This window comes from Brevundimonas pondensis, from assembly GCF_017487345.1.
Classification (GTDB): Bacteria; Pseudomonadota; Alphaproteobacteria; order Caulobacterales; family Caulobacteraceae; genus Brevundimonas; species Brevundimonas pondensis.
In genome coordinates this window covers 2317030-2332938 of the sequence record NZ_CP062006.1, presented here as the reverse complement: position 1 = coordinate 2332938, position 15909 = coordinate 2317030, and the positions used below count along the sequence as shown (strand labels likewise).

Annotated in this window: 24 protein-coding genes; 14 read left to right on the top strand and 10 right to left on the bottom strand. The window is 66.9% G+C overall.

The genetic code is table 11. The features are described 5' to 3' along the window. Nucleotides 1-34 precede the first annotated feature (34 nt). Together IFE19_RS11645 and IFE19_RS11640 are read left to right on the top strand one after the other, a co-directional pair. A complete protein-coding gene (locus IFE19_RS11645; RefSeq protein ID WP_207822489.1) occupies nucleotides 35-490 on the top strand; it encodes an NUDIX domain-containing protein in 456 nt (151 codons plus the stop codon). A 67-nt stretch (nucleotides 491-557) separates the two neighbouring features. Beyond that, nucleotides 558-740: a CsbD family protein gene (locus IFE19_RS11640; protein WP_207822487.1), complete on the top strand. Its 183-nt coding sequence runs from the start codon at nucleotides 558-560 to the stop codon at nucleotides 738-740. A 181-nt stretch (nucleotides 741-921) separates the two neighbouring features. On the opposite strand, the gene IFE19_RS11635 is transcribed toward IFE19_RS11640, so the two are convergent. Next, nucleotides 922-2100, bottom strand: coding sequence for a vWA domain-containing protein (locus IFE19_RS11635; RefSeq protein ID WP_207822485.1), 1179 nt, complete (start codon nucleotides 2098-2100; stop codon nucleotides 922-924). Between the two features lie 20 nt (nucleotides 2101-2120). Further along, nucleotides 2121-2648, bottom strand: a complete 528-nt coding sequence (locus tag IFE19_RS11630) for a GNAT family N-acetyltransferase (protein WP_207822483.1) — start codon at nucleotides 2646-2648, stop codon at nucleotides 2121-2123. Nucleotides 2649-2869: 221 nt separating this feature from the next. Between IFE19_RS11630 and IFE19_RS11625 the strand changes: the two genes are divergently transcribed. From IFE19_RS11625 to IFE19_RS11600, 6 genes are all read left to right on the top strand, one after another. Further along, nucleotides 2870-3508 carry a histidine phosphatase family protein gene (locus tag IFE19_RS11625; protein ID WP_207822481.1) on the top strand — a complete coding sequence of 213 codons (639 nt, stop codon included), beginning with the start codon at nucleotides 2870-2872 and terminating at the stop codon, nucleotides 3506-3508. Nucleotides 3509-3580: 72 nt separating this feature from the next. After that, nucleotides 3581-3838 carry an exodeoxyribonuclease VII small subunit gene (locus IFE19_RS11620; RefSeq protein ID WP_105563889.1) on the top strand — a complete coding sequence of 86 codons (258 nt, stop codon included), beginning with the start codon at nucleotides 3581-3583 and terminating at the stop codon, nucleotides 3836-3838. Next, nucleotides 3838-4194, top strand: a complete 357-nt coding sequence (locus IFE19_RS11615; RefSeq protein ID WP_207822480.1) for a tRNA-binding protein — start codon at nucleotides 3838-3840, stop codon at nucleotides 4192-4194. Before IFE19_RS11620 ends, IFE19_RS11615 begins: the two co-directional genes overlap by 1 nt. 2 nt (nucleotides 4195-4196) lie before the next feature. Continuing rightward, nucleotides 4197-5102, top strand: a complete 906-nt coding sequence (locus tag IFE19_RS11610; protein ID WP_207827598.1) for a polyprenyl synthetase family protein — start codon at nucleotides 4197-4199, stop codon at nucleotides 5100-5102. A gap of 65 nt (nucleotides 5103-5167) precedes the next feature. Further along, complete coding sequence (dxs, locus tag IFE19_RS11605) at nucleotides 5168-7078, top strand: 1-deoxy-D-xylulose-5-phosphate synthase (RefSeq protein ID WP_207822478.1); 1911 nt, start codon at nucleotides 5168-5170, stop codon at nucleotides 7076-7078. Nucleotides 7079-7185: 107 nt separating this feature from the next. Then, entirely contained in the window at nucleotides 7186-7482 is a 297-nt protein-coding gene (locus tag IFE19_RS11600) for a hypothetical protein (RefSeq protein WP_207822476.1), read from the top strand. Nucleotides 7483-7568: 86 nt separating this feature from the next. On the opposite strand, the gene rpsU is transcribed toward IFE19_RS11600, so the two are convergent. Next, nucleotides 7569-7796, bottom strand: a complete 228-nt coding sequence (gene rpsU / locus IFE19_RS11595) for a 30S ribosomal protein S21 (RefSeq protein ID WP_225910498.1) — start codon at nucleotides 7794-7796, stop codon at nucleotides 7569-7571. On the opposite strand from rpsU, the gene IFE19_RS11590 reads away from it, so the two are divergent. Together IFE19_RS11590 and IFE19_RS11585 are read left to right on the top strand one after the other, a co-directional pair. Beyond that, nucleotides 7704-7910 carry a hypothetical protein gene (locus IFE19_RS11590; protein ID WP_207822474.1) on the top strand — a complete coding sequence of 69 codons (207 nt, stop codon included), beginning with the start codon at nucleotides 7704-7706 and terminating at the stop codon, nucleotides 7908-7910. The two genes, rpsU and IFE19_RS11590, sit on opposite strands and share 93 nt — an antisense overlap. An 85-nt stretch (nucleotides 7911-7995) precedes the next feature. After that, entirely contained in the window at nucleotides 7996-8685 is a 690-nt protein-coding gene (locus tag IFE19_RS11585; RefSeq protein WP_207822472.1) for a COQ9 family protein, read from the top strand. Nucleotides 8686-8830: 145 nt separating this feature from the next. On the opposite strand, the gene IFE19_RS11580 is transcribed toward IFE19_RS11585, so the two are convergent. Then, complete coding sequence (locus IFE19_RS11580) at nucleotides 8831-9913, bottom strand: 5-(carboxyamino)imidazole ribonucleotide synthase (RefSeq protein WP_207822470.1); 1083 nt, start codon at nucleotides 9911-9913, stop codon at nucleotides 8831-8833. Nucleotide 9914: 1 nt separating this feature from the next. Further along, on the bottom strand, nucleotides 9915-10406 hold the full coding sequence (purE, locus tag IFE19_RS11575) for a 5-(carboxyamino)imidazole ribonucleotide mutase (protein ID WP_207822468.1): 492 nt from the start codon (nucleotides 10404-10406) through the stop codon (nucleotides 9915-9917). A 135-nt stretch (nucleotides 10407-10541) separates the two neighbouring features. Here purE and IFE19_RS11570 point away from each other — a divergent pair, with 135 nt between their 5' ends. Beyond that, complete coding sequence (locus IFE19_RS11570; RefSeq protein ID WP_225910497.1) at nucleotides 10542-11108, top strand: GGDEF domain-containing protein; 567 nt, start codon at nucleotides 10542-10544, stop codon at nucleotides 11106-11108. A gap of 199 nt (nucleotides 11109-11307) precedes the next feature. Here IFE19_RS11570 and IFE19_RS11565 read toward each other — a convergent pair whose 3' ends face one another. Genes IFE19_RS11565 through IFE19_RS11555 form a run of 3 tightly spaced genes read right to left on the bottom strand, consistent with a single transcriptional unit; the run spans nucleotide 11308 to nucleotide 12641 of the window. Then, the gene (locus IFE19_RS11565; RefSeq protein ID WP_105562869.1) at nucleotides 11308-11532 is read right to left on the bottom strand and encodes a YdcH family protein; all 225 of its coding nucleotides are present in this window, start codon (nucleotides 11530-11532) and stop codon (nucleotides 11308-11310) included. Nucleotides 11533-11571: 39 nt separating this feature from the next. Continuing rightward, nucleotides 11572-12039 carry a TIGR02444 family protein gene (locus IFE19_RS11560; RefSeq protein ID WP_207822463.1) on the bottom strand — a complete coding sequence of 156 codons (468 nt, stop codon included), beginning with the start codon at nucleotides 12037-12039 and terminating at the stop codon, nucleotides 11572-11574. Continuing rightward, nucleotides 12036-12641 (bottom strand): UbiX family flavin prenyltransferase, encoded by a 606-nt coding sequence (locus IFE19_RS11555; RefSeq protein WP_207822461.1) that lies wholly within the window; start codon nucleotides 12639-12641, stop codon nucleotides 12036-12038. The genes IFE19_RS11560 and IFE19_RS11555 overlap by 4 nt, the downstream gene beginning before the upstream one ends. Nucleotides 12642-12756: 115 nt before the next feature. Here IFE19_RS11555 and IFE19_RS11550 point away from each other — a divergent pair, with 115 nt between their 5' ends. After that, entirely contained in the window at nucleotides 12757-12930 is a 174-nt protein-coding gene (locus IFE19_RS11550; RefSeq protein WP_207822459.1) for a YdcH family protein, read from the top strand. A gap of 71 nt (nucleotides 12931-13001) precedes the next feature. On the opposite strand, the gene IFE19_RS11545 is transcribed toward IFE19_RS11550, so the two are convergent. Then, the gene (locus IFE19_RS11545; protein WP_207822457.1) at nucleotides 13002-13670 is read right to left on the bottom strand and encodes a DUF1013 domain-containing protein; all 669 of its coding nucleotides are present in this window, start codon (nucleotides 13668-13670) and stop codon (nucleotides 13002-13004) included. Nucleotides 13671-13884: 214 nt separating this feature from the next. Between IFE19_RS11545 and IFE19_RS11540 the strand changes: the two genes are divergently transcribed. Continuing rightward, on the top strand, nucleotides 13885-14526 hold the full coding sequence (locus IFE19_RS11540; RefSeq protein ID WP_207822455.1) for a beta/gamma crystallin-related protein: 642 nt from the start codon (nucleotides 13885-13887) through the stop codon (nucleotides 14524-14526). Between the two features lie 47 nt (nucleotides 14527-14573). Here IFE19_RS11540 and IFE19_RS11535 read toward each other — a convergent pair whose 3' ends face one another. Next, the gene (locus tag IFE19_RS11535; RefSeq protein ID WP_207822453.1) at nucleotides 14574-15545 is read right to left on the bottom strand and encodes an NAD(P)H-quinone oxidoreductase; all 972 of its coding nucleotides are present in this window, start codon (nucleotides 15543-15545) and stop codon (nucleotides 14574-14576) included. Between the two features lie 79 nt (nucleotides 15546-15624). Here IFE19_RS11535 and IFE19_RS11530 point away from each other — a divergent pair, with 79 nt between their 5' ends. Beyond that, nucleotides 15625-15828: a DUF1192 domain-containing protein gene (locus IFE19_RS11530; protein ID WP_207822451.1), complete on the top strand. Its 204-nt coding sequence runs from the start codon at nucleotides 15625-15627 to the stop codon at nucleotides 15826-15828. Nucleotides 15829-15909: the final 81 nt, after the last annotated feature.

Sequence of the window (15909 nt, the reverse complement as noted above, 5' to 3'; positions counted from 1 at the left end):
TCGCATCGTCAGCGACGCGCGTTAGTCTGGCGTGATGAAGCTGCAGTTTGGAACGGCCCGACCTGGCCTCGACTATATTCACCGGCCCGCCGCCTTTGGCCTGGCCGAAAAAGACGGCAAACTGGCCTGTGTCCGCGTGGACCGGGGCGAAGGCAGCTATTTCGACCTGCCCGGCGGCGCTGTCGACGGCGAGGAGAGCGAACAGCAGGCGCTCATTCGCGAGTTTGGCGAGGAGACGGGGTTGATCGTCGAACCCGAGGATCGCCTGACCGAAGCGGCTCAGTATTTCCGCAAGACGGACGGTTCGCCGGTCAACAACGTGGGCGGGTTCTGGACTGCGCGCATCACTGGCTTCGACGCTTCGACCCAGTGTGAAGCCGACCATGAACTGGTCTGGCTGGAGCCGCTGGAGGCTGTTTCGCGCCTGCGCCACGAAGCTCATGCCTGGGCCGTGGCCAGGTGGCTGCGTGTGCGAACTTCGGGAACCTGACCGGTCGGGAATGGTTGTTTCTGTCGAAGCGTCGTCAGTCCGGCGGCGTCAGTACAGAGGGTTTCCCATGCCTGATCATGACCGTGTCGAAGGCGCCGCCAGGAACATCGGCGGCAAGATCAAGGAAGCCGCCGGCAAGCTGACCGGCGACGAAAAGCTGAAGGCCGAAGGCCGCGCCGATCAGGTCGCTGGCAAGGTCCAGAACGCCGTCGGCGGCCTGAAAGACACCCTGCGCAGCGGTCGCCACTAGACTGCTGTTCGCGCCGATCAGGCCGTCGTTCCCGAAAGGAGCGGCGGCCTTTTCACGTGCGTTTTAGCCGCGGACCGTGAAGGGGCGGATTTGTTGGAGATAGCGCAGCAGACATCCGGTGCGTTTGGTCATGGCGCCAGGCTAGGTCAAAATGCAAAGTCTGCAACGGGGCGATAGCCCTCTACCGCGTCAGCGCCCGCATGGCCTTGTCCAGCCCGTCCAGCGTCAGGGGGAACATCCGCTGGTCCATGACCTCGCGGATCATGCCGACCGACTGGGTGTAGCTCCAGTAGCGCTCGGTCACTGGGTTCAGCCAGACCGACTTGTCCCACTGCTGGCGGGCGCGTTTCAGCCAGACGGCGCCGGCCTCCTCGTTCCAGTGCTCGACCGAGCCGCCGGGCATACTCACTTCATACGGAGGCATGGTGGCGTCGCCGACGAAGATGGCGCGCCAGTCGCCGGGGTATTTGTTCAGCACGTCCCAGGTCGGAATCTTCTCGGTGTGACGACGCCGATTGTCCTTCCACACCCCTTCGTAGAGGCAGTTGTGGAAGTAGAAGAACTCCAGGTTCTTGAACTCGGTCTTCGCCGCCGAGAACAGCTCCTCGCACAGCCGGATATGGCCATCCATCGAGCCGCCGATGTCGAGGAACAGCAGGACCTTGATGGTGTTGCGCCGCTCGGGCCGCATATGGATGTCCAGCCAGCCCTGACGCGCCGTGCCGTCGATGGTGCCGTCCAGATCCAGTTCCTCGGCCGCGCCCTCGCGGGCAAAGCGGCGCAGACGGCGCAGGGCGACCTTGATGTTGCGGGTGCCCAGCTCGACCGTGTCGTCCAGGTTCCTGTATTCGCGCTTTTCCCAGACTTTGACCGCCCGGCCATGCTTGCCCGGCCCGCCGATGCGCACGCCCTCGGGGTTGTAGCCGCCGTGACCAAAGGGGCTGGTCCCGCCGGTGCCGATCCAGCGGCTGCCGCCCTCGTGCCGGCCCTGCTGCTCCTCCAGACGCTGTTTCAGCGTCTCCATCAGCTTGTCGAAGCCGCCGAGCGCCTCGATCTGGGCCTTCTCCTCGTCCGTCAGGAACTTCTCGGTCAGCAGCCGCAGCCAGTCCTCGGGAATGTCGGTGCTCAGGTCTTCGCCCGCACCGACCGTCTCCAGCCCCTTGAACACCTTGCCGAACACCTGATCGAACCGGTCATAGTGCTTCTCGTCCTTGACCAGCACCGCCCGCGACAGGTGATAGAAGGCCTCGACGTCGCGCCCGGCCACATCCTTGTCCATGGCCTCCATCAGATGGAGCCATTCCTTCAGCGAAACCGGAACACGGGCTTCGCGCAGGGCGGTGAAGAAGGGCAGGAGCATGGGATCAGAGTGGGCCGGGATCAGCCGCGCCGCAAGATGAACTCGTGGTCGTTCCAGGCGCCGACCGGATAGTCGTATTCGCCCGCCTTCTCGAAGCCGTAGGCGGCGTAGAGTTTCTGGGCTTTTTCGTTGCCGCTCCAGACGCCGACCCACAGGGGGCCGTCGGTGTTGGCCTCCATCCATTCGAGGGCCAGCTTCAGCAGCTTGGTGCCCAGGCCGAGGCCTTGGGCGTCGCGGCCGATGTAGAGGCGGCGCAGTTCGGCGTGGCCGGGCCGCGCGTCCGGATGGGGCAGGGTGTTGGGGCCGGTGTTGGCGAAGCCCAGGATCTCGCCGTCGCGGTCGGCCACCCACCAGGCGGCGCCAGGCTCGGCCAGCTTGGTCTGGATGGTCTCGACGCTGAAGCTCCTGTCGAGGAAGGCGGCCAGGTCGTCGGCGGGGTAGGGGATGCCGAAACCGGTGACAAAGGTGTCCACAAAGGTCTGTCGCCCAAGAACGGCCAGGGCGGCGGCGTCGTCGGGTCGGGCGGGGCGGATCATGGGCTCAGTCATGGCTTCGGCCATAGCGCCGTGGGAGGCGACGGTCGAGGCCGTAGAGGCTGCTCGCGAGCCTGTCATCGCTTGGTGGTTGCAGGGGCGCGCGGCGGGAGCTACCACCATCTTCCAAGGGGCGGACGAAACGCCTGCCCCGTCAACCGCAATCGGGGGGATTGAGGGACGCCAAAGCCTTGATTTCACAGGCCGCTCCCCGTGCTATGACGTCTCCCGCTCTCATGACTCACACCGAATCCGCCGCATCGACGTCTTCTGAGGCGCCCCGCGCCGCCCAGGCGGCGCCGGCCTTCGGCGCCATCATCCTGGCCCGTCACGGCGAACCGGCCCTGTCGCGCAAATGTCTGATCACCTCGGACGATTATCGCGACTGGTGGGGACGCTACGAGGTCGGCGGGCTGCGCGCCGGTCAGACGCCGCCCCAGGCCTTGCTGAGCGCCGCTGAGGGCGCGGGGGCCATCTACGCCTCCACCCGTCCGCGCGCCCAGGAAACGGCCCGCGCCGTGGCCCGCGATCGCGAGGTCCTGGTCGACGCCCTGTTCATCGAGGCGCCTCTGCCGCCGCCGCATTTCCCGTCGTGGATCAAGCTGTCGCCGCGCTACTGGGGCGTGATTTCGCGCTTCTGGTGGCACGTCTTCAACCACCACGAGGGCCAGGAAACCCGCGCCGAGGCCGAGGTCCGCGCCGACCAGGCCGCCCGCGTCCTGATCGCCCGCGCCTCGGAAGGTCATGACGTCCTGGTCCTGGCTCACGGTTACTTCAACCATATGGTCGGTCAGAAGCTGAAGGCCCACGGCTGGCGTCTGGCCCACAACCAGGGCTTCAAATACTGGTCCCAGCGTCGCTACGAGAAGCGCTGAACCTGAAAGGGTGGCGGGTGCGGCCCTTTCGTCGTTGATGCGTCGCGCGGGCGTCTCTAGGTTGCCCGCATCATGACCGACGCCTCCGCTTCCCCCGCCGTTTCCGCCGATCTCAGCTTCGAGGACGCCCTGTCGCGTCTGGAGGGCATCGTCTCGCGCCTGGAGTCCGGCCAGGCTCCGCTGGAAGAGTCCATCGCCCTGTACGAAGAAGGCGCGCGCCTGAAGGCCCACTGCGAGGCCCGTCTGAAAGCCGCCCAACTGCGGGTCGAGAAGATCGTCGTCGGCGCCGACGGCCAGGCCAAGGGCGTCGAACCCGCCGAGTTCGGCTGATGTCGGACACCGACCTGGCGCCATCCATCGGCTTCGACGACTTTCTGAAGGTCGATGTCCGCGTCGGCCAGATCATCAAGGCCGAACCCTTCCCCGAGGCGCGCAAGCCCGCCTACAAGCTGACCATCGACTTCGGCCCGGTCGTCGGCGTCAAGAAGTCCTCGGCCCAGATTACGCATCACTACACCCTCGACGACCTGCAGGATCGCAAGGTCGCTGCGGTGGTCAACTTCCCGCCGCGCCAGATAGGGCCGGTGAAGTCCGAGGTCCTGACCCTGGGTTTCCCCGATGCCGACGGCCACGTCGTCCTGGTCGGCGTCGACCGCGACCTGCCGCTGGGCGGGAGACTGTTTTGACCATGCTCGCCGCCAACTCCCCGGAACAGGCCGTCATCGACCGCGTGGCCGAGATCGCCGATCTGGTCACCGTCGCGCTTGATGAGCTTCTGCCGCGCGCGGACGGCCCGGAATCGCGCCTGACCGAGGCCATGCGTTACGCCGCGCTCGGCCCCGGCAAGCGCCTGCGCCCCTTCTTCGCCATCGAGGCGGGCCGGATGCTGGAGGTCGAGGAGTGCGCCGTCCTGCGCGCCGCCTGCGCCCTGGAATGCGTCCACGCCTATTCACTGGTGCATGACGACCTGCCGGCGATGGACGACGACGACGTGCGGCGCGGCCGTCCGACCCTGCACATCGCCTATGACGAGGCGACCGCCATTCTGGCCGGCGACGCGCTGCAGACCGCCGCCTTCGACATCATTCTGGACGAGGACACCCACGACGACGCGGCCGTGCGCTGCGAGCTGGCGCGGCGTCTGTCCTTTGCGTCCGGCGCGCGCGGCATGGCGGGCGGACAGATGATCGACCTGCTGGGCGTCCGCGACGATCTGGGCGGGGTGGCCAGGATGCAGCGCCTGAAGACCGGCGCCCTGTTCGCCTACGCCTTCGAGATCCCGCTGATCATCTCGCGCGCCGACGACGCCGCTTGGCACGCCCTGACCAGCTTCGCCCACGACGTGGGTCTGGCCTATCAGATCATCGATGATGTTCTGGATGCGGAAGGCTCGGCCGAAGAGATGGGTAAGGCCGCCGGCGGCAAGGACGCCGCGCTCGGCAAGACCAATTTCGTCACCCTGCTGGGCGTCGAGGCGGCGCGACAGAGGGTCGCGCATCTGGCCGATCAGGCCCGCTCGCACCTTGACCTGTTCGGTCATGAGGCCGAAATCCTCAAGGCCAGCGTGGACTTTGTGCTTAAACGCCGGTCCTGATAGGAAACGCGCCCGCCTCCCGCGGGTTAGAATATGACGTCCTGCGTCAAAGGCCTCCGACACCCATGCCCCACACCCCGCTTCTCGACACCGTCAAGTTTCCCGCTGACACGAGGGGCTTGGACGTTCCCCAGCTGAAGCAGCTGGCGGACGAGGTGCGGGCCGAGACCATCGATGCGGTCTCCGTCACCGGCGGGCACCTGGGTTCGGCGCTGGGCGTGGTCGAGCTGACCGTGGCCCTGCATCATGTGTTCGAGACGCCGAAGGACATCCTGATCTGGGACGTCGGCCATCAGTGCTATCCGCACAAGATCCTGACCGGGCGTCGCGACCGCATCCGCACCCTGCGTCAGGGCGGCGGCCTGTCGGGCTTCACCAAGCGCTCGGAGAGCGAATACGACCCCTTCGGCGCGGCCCACGCCTCGACCTCGATTTCGGCGGCGCTCGGTTTCGCCGCCGCCCGCGACGCCAAGGGCGAGAAGAACCGCGTCGTGGCCGTGATTGGCGACGGCTCCATGTCGGCGGGTATGGCCTATGAGGCGATGAACAACGCCGCCGAGGCCACCAATGGCCAGCTGATGGTGGTGCTGAACGACAACGACATGTCGATCGCCCCGCCGGTCGGCGGCATGAGCGCCTATCTGGCCAAACAGGTCTCGGGCGGCGCCTATCAGAACATCCGCAAGGTCGGAAAGAAGTTCGTCGACCACATGCCGCGACCCTTCCGCGACGCGGCGCGCAAGGCCGAGGAATACGCGCGCGGCATGATCGTGGGCGGCACCTTCTTCGAGGAGCTGGGCTTCTACTACATCGGGCCGATCGACGGTCACGACATGGAGAACCTGGTTCCCATCCTGAAGAACGCCGCCGCCATCACCGACCGTCCGGTGCTGGTCCACGTCGTGACCCAGAAGGGCAAGGGCTATGCTCCTGCCGAGAACAGCGCCGACAAGTATCACGGCGTGGTCAAGTTCGACGTGGTCTCGGGCAAGCAGAGCAAGTCGGTCTCCAACGCCCCCAGCTACACCAAGGTCTTTGGGACCGAGCTGATCAAGCACGCCCAGATCGATCCCACGGTGGTGGCCATCACCGCCGCCATGCCCTCGGGCACCGGGCTGGACCTGTTCGGTCAAGCCTTCCCGGACCGCACCTTCGACGTTGGCATCGCCGAGCAGCACGCCGTGACCTTCGCCGCCGGTCTGGCCGCGGACGGGATCAAGCCGGTCTGCGCCATCTATTCGACCTTCCTTCAGCGCGGCTATGACCAGGTCGTCCACGACGTGGCCATTCAATCCCTGCCGGTGCGCTTCGCCATGGACCGCGCGGGTCTGGTCGGCGCCGACGGCGCCACCCACGCTGGCAGCTTCGACATCGGCTTCATGGGAGCGCTGCCCGGCATGGTGCTGATGGCGGCCGCAGACGAGGCGGAACTGGCCGCCATGATTTCGACCTCGCTGGCCATCGACGACCGCCCCAGCGCCTTCCGCTATCCGCGCGGCGACGGCGTCGGCGTGGAAATCCCCGAACTGGCCGCCCCGCTGGAGATCGGCAAGGGCCGCATCGTCCGCGAAGGCACATCCGTCGCCATCCTGTCGCTGGGCACTCGCTTGCAGGAATCGCTGAAAGCCGCCGATATGCTGGCCGCGCGCGGCGTCTCGGCCACCGTCGCCGACGCTCGCTTCGCCAAGCCGCTGGACGCCGATCTGATCCTGCGTCTGGCGCGCGAGCACGAATGCCTGATCACGGTGGAAGAGGGCGCCATGGGCGGCTTCGGCGCCTTCGTCCTGCAACTGCTGGCCGAGAAGGGCGCGCTGGACGGCGGCCTCAAGATCCGCACCCTGACCCTGCCCGACGTCTTCCAGGATCAGGACAAGCCCGAGATCATGTACGCCCAGGCCGGCCTCGACGCTGACCACATCGCCGCGACGGCTCTGACGGCCCTCGGCGTCGATGCGAGCCGGGCCGCGCGGGCCTAAAGGCGACGCCCGGTGGCGCATAGCCGCCGGAAATCGACGATTTCTTCACGTGCGGACCGCCCAACCTCAGTCATACTGGGGCGGTCTTTCATGCGTGGAGCGGAATGATGACCAGTCTGACGAGGATGGAAATCGGTCGCGTGGGCCGTTTCTGGCGGGTCGGCCTCTGGGGGCTGATCGTCGTGCTTCTGCTGACGCCGCTGGTTGCGATGCAGTTCACCCGAGAAGTGGCCTGGGACGGTGCTGATTTCGCCTTTGCGGGTCTTCTTCTGGTCGGGGCGGGACTTCTGTTCGAACTGGCCGCCAGAGTGACGCGGAGCGTGATGTGGCGGATGGCTATCGGGGCGGTTCTACTGCTTGGCGTTCTGGTCATCTGGGCTGACGCGGCGGTTGGCGTTTTCTAGGTCAGCCGCCTGATGATCAGCCAAAGAAAAGGCCCGCTCCGGTTTCCCGGGCGGGCCTAGATCTTGTCAGCCGAGGCTGAAGCCGGTCAGCGCGGCGAGCGCGGCTTCGGAGCCGGCAGCAGGCCTTCGCGCTGGGCGCGCTTGCGAGCCAGCTTGCGGGCGCGACGGACGGCTTCGGCCTTTTGACGGGCGCGCTTTTCCGACGGCTTTTCGAAGTGCACGTGGCGCTTCATTTCACGGAAGCTGCCTTCGCGTTGCATCTTCTTCTTCAGGGCCTTGAGCGCCTGATCGACGTTGTTGTCGCGGACGAAAATCTGAACCAGGGTTATCTCTCCTTTGGCCGCCCGCCGCGTCCTTTCGAAGGGAGACGGGCAGACAAAATAAAAACCTCTCCCGAAAGACAGGGCTTTCGGATGAAGGCGCGCTGATACACGACGCGACGGGGCCTGTCCAGATCGTCACAGCCAATCGTGATGGCTCGAAATGCCAGCAGGAGCGGACTATTCTGGGGATATGACCCAGACCGCCGACGCCGCTCCCAAGACCGCCGCCCAGGAGGATTGGGCCTCCCGCATGGAGCAGGCCGTGCTGGACGCCGCCATAGAACGCGCACCCGGGCTGGGCTGGAACAGCCGACTGGCGCGCGCCGCCTGCGAGGCGAACGGGCTGTCGCTGGGGGACGAGGAACTTCTGCTGCCGAACGGGGCGCGCGACCTGGCGGTCCTGCTGTCGCGCCGTCACGATTCGCGGGCGCTTCAGGCGCTGGAAGCCGCGCCTGCCGCCACGATGAAGATTCGCGAGCGAATCGCCGCCGCCGTCTCGGCCCGGATGGAGGCGGGGGCTCAGGACATCGAGGCGGCGAAGCGCTGCGCCGGTTTCCTGACCCTGCCGACCAATGTGGATCTGGGCTTCAAGCTGGCGTGGGAGAGCGCCGACCACCTGTGGCGATGGGCGGGCGACACGGCGACAGACCAGAACCACTATTCCAAGCGTGCCATCCTGGGCGGCATCCTGATCCCCGCCCTGACCATGCGCTGGTTCGAAGGCCGAGAGGCCGCCGAGGCCTTCGTCGCCCGCCGCATCGAGAACGTCATGGCCTTCGAGAAGTGGAAGGCGGGCAAGGACTTCGACGCGCCGATCAAGGCCGTCACGGACGCCCTGGGGCGGTTGAGGTATGGGGCGAAGGAAGCGCCAACGACGTGACCTACCTCCGTCATTCCGGGCGCTCGTAGAGCGAACCCGGAATCTAGACGGCGAGGGCAGGCAGGAAGCGAGGGCTTTTTGAACAACACGTCTGGGTTCGGGGTTCCGACCTGGCGGTGGGCCCCGGAATGACGGAGGGCCTGTGTCAGGCGGCGCCCAGTACCCGGTTCACGTGCGCCATTTTCCGTCCGGCGCGGGCCTCGTGCTTGCCGTAGAGGTGCAGGCGGGCGTTCGGCTCGGCGGCCAGGGCGCGCCACTGGTCGATCTCGTCACCCAGCAGATTGGTCATCTCGATGCGGGCGTGGGCCTCGGTCGGGCCCAGCGGCCAGCCGACAATGGCGCGGACGTGCTGTTCGAACTGGTCGCAGACGCAGCCGTCCTGGGTCCAGTGGCCGGTGTTGTGGACGCGCGGGGCGACTTCGTTCACCAGCAGAACGCCGTCTCCCATGTCGAACAGCTCGATGCCCATGACCCCGACATAGTCGAGGCCGTCGAGCACCGCCGCGGCGATTTCCACGGCGCGAGCCTGGGTTTTCGCATCGACGGCGGCCGGGGCCAGATTGGTCTTCAGGACGCCATTGGCGTGGATGTTCTCGCCCAGGGGATAGACGGCGACGACGCCATCGTGGCCTCGGGCGGCGATCACCGACAGTTCGCGGTTGAACACGGCGGCCGCTTCCAGAACGGCGGGGCGGCGGCCGATGGCGTCGAAGGCGGCCTCGGCGTCGGCGGCGTCGCGGATCCAGACCTGGCCCTTGCCGTCGTAACCCTCGCGGCGGGTCTTCAGCACGGCGGGCAGGCCAAGCTTGTCGATGGCCTTGGTGAGGTCATCCAAGGTCGCGACGGCGGCGAAATCGGCGGTCACGGCCCCGACGGCGTTCAGATAGGTCTTCTCGTCCACCCGGTCCTGAGCCACGGCCAGGGCGGTCGGTCCCGGCGCGACCAGGGCGCCGGCCTCAGCCAGGGTCTCGACCGACGAGGCGGGCACGTTCTCGAACTCGAAGGTGACGACGTCGCACAGGCGACCCAGGGCCTGAAGTGCGTCGGGATCGTTGTAAGGGGCGGTGATCTGGGCGCGCGAGACGCGGGCGGCCGGGCAGTCGGGCTGCGGGTCGAGGATCACCACGTCGAAGCCGAGGCGCGAGGCGGCCTGGCTCAGCATCCGGCCCAACTGGCCCCCGCCGAGAATGCCGAGGGTCGATCCGGGGCTCAGGGGCAGTTGGGGCAAGTCAGTCCTCGACGGTTTCGGCGACGGAAGCGGTCTGGGCGGCGCGGAAGGCGCTCAGACGCTCGGCAAGGGCGGGGTCCGACAGGGCCAGGATCTGCGCCGCCAGGATGCCGGCGTTGGCGGCGCCCGCCTCGCCGATGGCCAGGGTGGCGACCGGCACGCCGCCGGGCATCTGGACGATGGAGAGCAGGCTGTCCATGCCCTTCAGGGCCTTGGACTGGACCGGCACGCCCAGGACGGGCAGGTCGGTCATCGAGGCGGCCATGCCGGGCAGGTGGGCCGCGCCACCGGCGCCGGCGATGATGACCTTGTGGCCTGCCGCCTTTGCATTGGTGGCGAAGTCATAGAGGCGCTGGGGCGTGCGGTGGGCGCTGACGACCTTGGCTTCCCAGGCGACGCCCAGCTGATCCAGGCGTTCAGCGGCCAGCTTCATCGTCGGCCAGTCGGATCGGCTGCCCATGATGATGGCGACGGGTGGCGTCGAGGCGGTCATGCGAAGGCTCCCCACACGGAAAGCGGCCCGTTACAGCACGCGCGTTGCGCCCGCAACCAAGGTCGTTAGAATCATCGGCGTCGCGAGGGCCTGAGTCGCCTGCGATTCGCGATCCCGGAGCCTGACTTGACCGACGTGGCCGAACCGACTGCAGAGATCGATCTGCACGCCGAGATCGAACGGCTGCGCGCCCAGGTCGCGGTTCTGACCGCGCGCGCCGAGACGGCCGAGGCCCTGGCGGACCACGACGTCCTGACGCCCGCGCTGAACCGGCGCGGCTTCATGAGCGTACTGAGCCGCAGCATGGCCTATTGCCGCCGTCATGAGGTCGAGGCGGCGCTGCTCTATCTGGACATGGACGGGTTCAAGGGTGTCAATGACGGCCTGGGGCACGCTGCGGGCGACGCCGCCCTGATGGCCGTCGCGGACCTGCTGCTGGCCAATGTGCGCGAGTCCGATGCGGTCGGGCGCCTGGGCGGCGACGAATTCGCGCTTCTGCTGATGAATGCGGGGGCGGACGAGGGGCGCGAAAAGGCCAGGCGCCTGTCGGAGGCTCTGGAAACCGAGGGCTTCGTCTGGGAGGGCGCGACCGTGGCCTTGGGCGGATCGTTCGGCGTCCGCGCCTATGCCGGGCAGACTGACCCCGAGGTCTGGCTGTCCGAAGCCGACGCCGCCATGTGGCTGAGGAAGAAGGCGCGTTGACGCCAGGTTGGCCTTAGCTGACCCATCCATGCGTCGGGCACGTGATGTCATGGACCAGTGCTCCGGCGTCAATGAGCAGGTTCAAGCTCGTGGCCATGGCCAGCGCGGCGATGGATAGGGCCAGTATCGTCAACTGAACGGAAATACGGGGCGAAGCTGAGGGGGCTTTCATCATTTCTGTTCCGTTGGCCCGATCAGATCAGGCGATGATGTCAGGCAGGATGCGGTCCTCGACCTTCACGATCTCGTCGCGCAGGGCCAGTTTCTTGCGCTTCAGGCGGGCGATGCGCAGCTGATCGGGGATGGGCATGTGGCCCAGGGCCTCGATCGAGGCGTCGAGGTCGGCGTGCTCCTGCAGGAGCGCTTTCAGCGTATCGCGAAGCTGCTTGTCCTCATCGGACAGGAAAGGTTGGTCGTCGTTCATGGCTCGCCCCGAAAGCCCCCTCTTATAGCCCACCGACCGTCAGGCGGGAAGGCGATCCGCCAGCGTCGTCAGCGCCGGACGCGGCACCACGCGGGCCCACAGCTTCGCGGTCTCGGCCAGGCCGTCGATGGCGCGGCGGGCGGCGCCTGACGGGGGCGGGGCCAGATCTTGCAGCTCCAGCATCAGGCGGCGCTCGGCGTCCAGCTCCAACGCCTTGACCTGCTGGCGCAAGGCTTCGCGGTGGTCATTATCGACGTCGGGTATGGGCGCCTTCAGTGTGCGCCGCACGGCGCGCAGGGGGGCGACGACGACGGTGTCGTAGGCGCGGGCGGCGTCGCAGGCGGCTTCGATAGTCTCCTCGTCCGGGCGGCGACCGGTGACGGCGACCCAGGCGGCCCACAGGAGCAGGGGCGCGTTCTGCTCGTTGTGGTCCTGCAGACTCAGGCAGGCTTCGGCCACGCCCGGCGCCTCATAGGCGGCGACGGCCCAGGTCCAGAGATCGCTCATGTATTGAGGCCTTCCCAGCGGCGCACCGCCGACCAGTCGAGGCCGAACAGGTCCAGGGCCCGACCGACCGACTGATCCACCATTTCGGCGACACTGGCGGGTCTGGCGTAGAAGGCGGGCAGGGGCGGGGCGATGGTCGCGCCCATTTCGGCCAGGGCGGTCATGGTGCGCAGGTGGCCCAGGTGCAGCGGGGTCTCGCGCACCATCAAGACCAGGGGGCGGCGCTCTTTCAGCACCACGTCGGCGGCGCGGGTCAGCAGGGTCGAGGTCACGCCGGTGGCGATCTCGCTCATGGTCCGCACCGAGCAGGGCGCGACGATCATGCCCATGGTGCGGAACGAGCCCGAGGCGATGGCCGCGCCGACATCGGCCAGTTTGTAGGTGACGGACGCCTTCGACATCAGATCGTCGGGGCTCAGATCCGTCTCCTGCGACAAAGTGAGCAGGGCGGCTTTTGTCACCACCAGATGGCTCTCGACGCCGAGTTCGCGCAGGGCGTCCAGCACCCGCGCGCCATGTATGACGCCGGAAGCGCCAGAGATTCCAACGACCAACCGCGGGGGCTTCGGGTTCCGTATGGTCGAGTTCACATCTTCGGCCATTTTGACTTCCACAGTCTCCGTGTTCGGAGCGACTCGGGGTCACCGCAATGTGATTCCACAGGCCGTCGTTCCGGGCGCTCAGTGTAGTGGTCCCTAAGACATGGAGGCGCAAGCCATGACGATCGAGGCTCGTATTCGCGAACTGGGAAATCGGCACAGGACGCTGGATGAGACCATCCAGCAGGAGACCCGCCGGCCCACCGCGGACCCGACACACCTCAGGGAACTCAAGCAGAGAAAGCTCAGGCTGAAGGAAGAAATCACTAGTCTGGAGGCCAGGGCTCACTAGGCCCGCCCCCGAAAACAAAACGGCCCCGAAGATTGCTCTTCGGGGCCGTTTCCATGTTCAGGTCGGAACGATCAGTCGTCGTTGCGGCCGAAGACCGATTCCGCGGTCGGCTCGGCGCCGGGGCGCACGCGCTCTTCGGGGACGAACTCGGGCTCTTCGGGCTCGGCTTCAATGGCTTGCAGCACGCCGCCGCCGTTCTTGGCGTCGTCCTTGGCCTTCTTGTCGGCGGCCTTCTTGACGATTTCGTCCAGCTGCAGCTGGCCGACCAGACCGAGGGTCACCGGGTCGACCGGCTTGATATTGGCCGAGTTCCAGTGGGTGCGGTTGCGCACGGTCTCGATGGTGGACTTGGTCGTGCCCAGCAGCTTGGCGATCTGGGCGTCGGTCACTTCCGGGTGGTTGCGCACGAACCAGGCGATGGCGTCCGGGCGGTCCTGACGACGCGACACCGGCGTGTATTTCGGGCCAGTCTTGGACGGCTTCAGCAGTTCGGCGTGGCGGCTGACCACGGCCTTCATGCGGTAGTCGGGATTGGCTTGCGCCTTTTCCAGTTCTTCGCGCGTCAGCTGGCCGCCGGTGACCGGGTCCACGCCGCGGATGTCGCGGGCCACGTCGCCGTCGGCGATGCCGCGCACTTCCAGCGGGTGAAGGCCACAGAAGGCGGCGATCTGCTCGAAGGAAAGCGAGGTGTTGTCCACCAGCCAGACCGCGGTGGCCTTGGGCATCAGGATGTCGGTCATGGGGCGTGCGTCCCGGCGTTTGCGGCCCGAAAACGGGCGTTTGAATCGGCGGCGCCCGACCTTTCGGCCGGGCGCGAGAACATCTGTATAGGCGATTTCCCGCCAAATGAAAACGTCGTCTGACCTTGCCGTACAGCCAAGGTTCATCGTCAATGTTGAACTGTGTGGCTTAGGGCGCGTTGTGCGCCGTGGGATCAGCGGAGGAGACCGTCCCATGAGAAGGTTCTTGATTGCAGCCGCGAGTGTGGTCGCCGCGACTGGCGGCCTGTCCACCGTTTACGTCACGTCCGCCGAGGCTCAGGCCCAGATGCGCGGCGCGCCGCGCGGCAGCTACGCCCAGAGCTGTTCGGGCTCCTATGTGAACCAGGGTCGACTGTACGCAGATTGCCGGGATCGACGCGGGCAGGTGCGTGAAACCTCCATCGAGCTGGCGCGCTGCTCCAGCAGCGAAATCGGCAACGACAATGGTCTTCTGGTCTGCGGCAATCACCGCGGCGACTATGAGGACAGCGGTCGTCCCGGCGGTGGCTGGGGTGGAGGAAACGGCGGCGGTTGGGGCGGTGGTAATGGCGGTGGCGGCGGCTGGGGCCAGGGCGGGATCACCGTCTATCGCGACTCCGACTACCGGGGGCAGTCGATGACCTTCAGGCAGGAAGTTCGCGATCTGCGAAACAGCGGTATGAACGACGCTATCAGCTCGGTTCGCCTGGGACGTGGCAGCTGGGAAGTGTGCGAGCACGCCAACTTCCGAGGCAACTGTCAGGTGATCGACGGCGATCTGCGTGATTTCAGGCAGATCGGTCTCAATGATCGGGTGTCTTCGTTGCGCCCCGCACGTCGCGGCGGCAACTGGTAGGTCGATGAAACGGGAGGCTGCGGCCTCCCGTTTTTCTTTGCGCGATCTTAGAGTGTCAGGACGATGTTGCCGATGTGCTCGCCGGCTTCCAGCCGCTGATGGGCGGCGGCGGCCTGTTCCAGCGGGAAGATCGCCTCGACCTTGGCTCGAACCTGGCCCGATGCGACCCAGGGCCAGACGGTCTGCTCGACGGCGGCGGCCAGGCGCGCCTTTTCATCGGCGGGGCGGCTACGCAGGGTCGAGCCGGTCAGGATCACGCGCTTCAGCATGACCCGCATCAGGTCGATCTGGGCCAGGGCGCCGGTCAGGGTGGCGATGACCACCCAGCGCCCGCCGGGTTTCAGTGCATTCAGGTTCAGCTCGGCATAGGCCGCACCCACCATGTCCAGCACCACATCGGCGCCGCCTTCGGCCTTGACGGCCTCCAGCAGGTCGCCGGTTGTGGCGTCCAGGCTGATGTCGGCGCCCAGGGCGCGAGCGGCCTCAGCCTTGGCGGCGCCGCGCGAGGTGGCGATGACGCGGGCGCCCGCCGCCTTGGCCATCTGGATGGCCATGACGCCGATGCCGCTGGTGGCGCCGTGGATCAGCAGGGTCTCGCCCGCCTTCAGACCCCCGCCCTCGAAAACGTTGGCGAAGACGGTGAAGGCGGTCTCGGGCAGGGCGGCTGCCTGTATGAAATCAAGATTTTCGGGGATGGGCAGGGCGTGCCGGGCGTCCACCACGGCGTATTCCGCATAGCCGCCGCCGCCCAGCAGGGCGCAGACCCGATCGCCGACCGCCCACCGGGTCACGCCGTCGCCTATGGCGTCGATCTCGCCCGCGATTTCCAGGCCGAGCAAGTCCGATGCGTCGGGCGGAGGCGGATAGCGGCCCTCGCGTTGAACAATATCGGGACGATTGACGCCGGCGGCCTGGACGTGAATGCGGACCTGGCCCGGTCCCGGCGTCGGTTCAGGACGCTCGGCTGGCGTCAGCGCTTCGGCGGGACCGTGGCCGCCCATGATTTCGATGACCCGCATGAAGCCTCCACCGCTTGCAATCTCTGTCATTGGGGCGTTTTCATAGGCGTTCGTGCGGTCGCTGACCACGGAGGCGATGATGTCGTTCGAGGATCTTGAGCCCCGGCCCCAGGCCGGAGAGGCGCTGAAGGCGCTGGGACGCGAGGATCTGGATCTCTACGCCGTGGACGACCTGCACGAGCGGATCGCTGTCCTGGAAGCCGAGATCGCGCGATCCAAAGCCGCCATTGACGGCAAGTCGTCCAAGCGCAGCGCGGCCGACGCCCTGTTCAATTTCCGCTGAACAGCCCCTCCCGTCTTTTCGTAATCCGTGGCATGACGATTGCAGTTCCGGTCCGTGCGGAGTCGTTCTGATCCGCGAGTT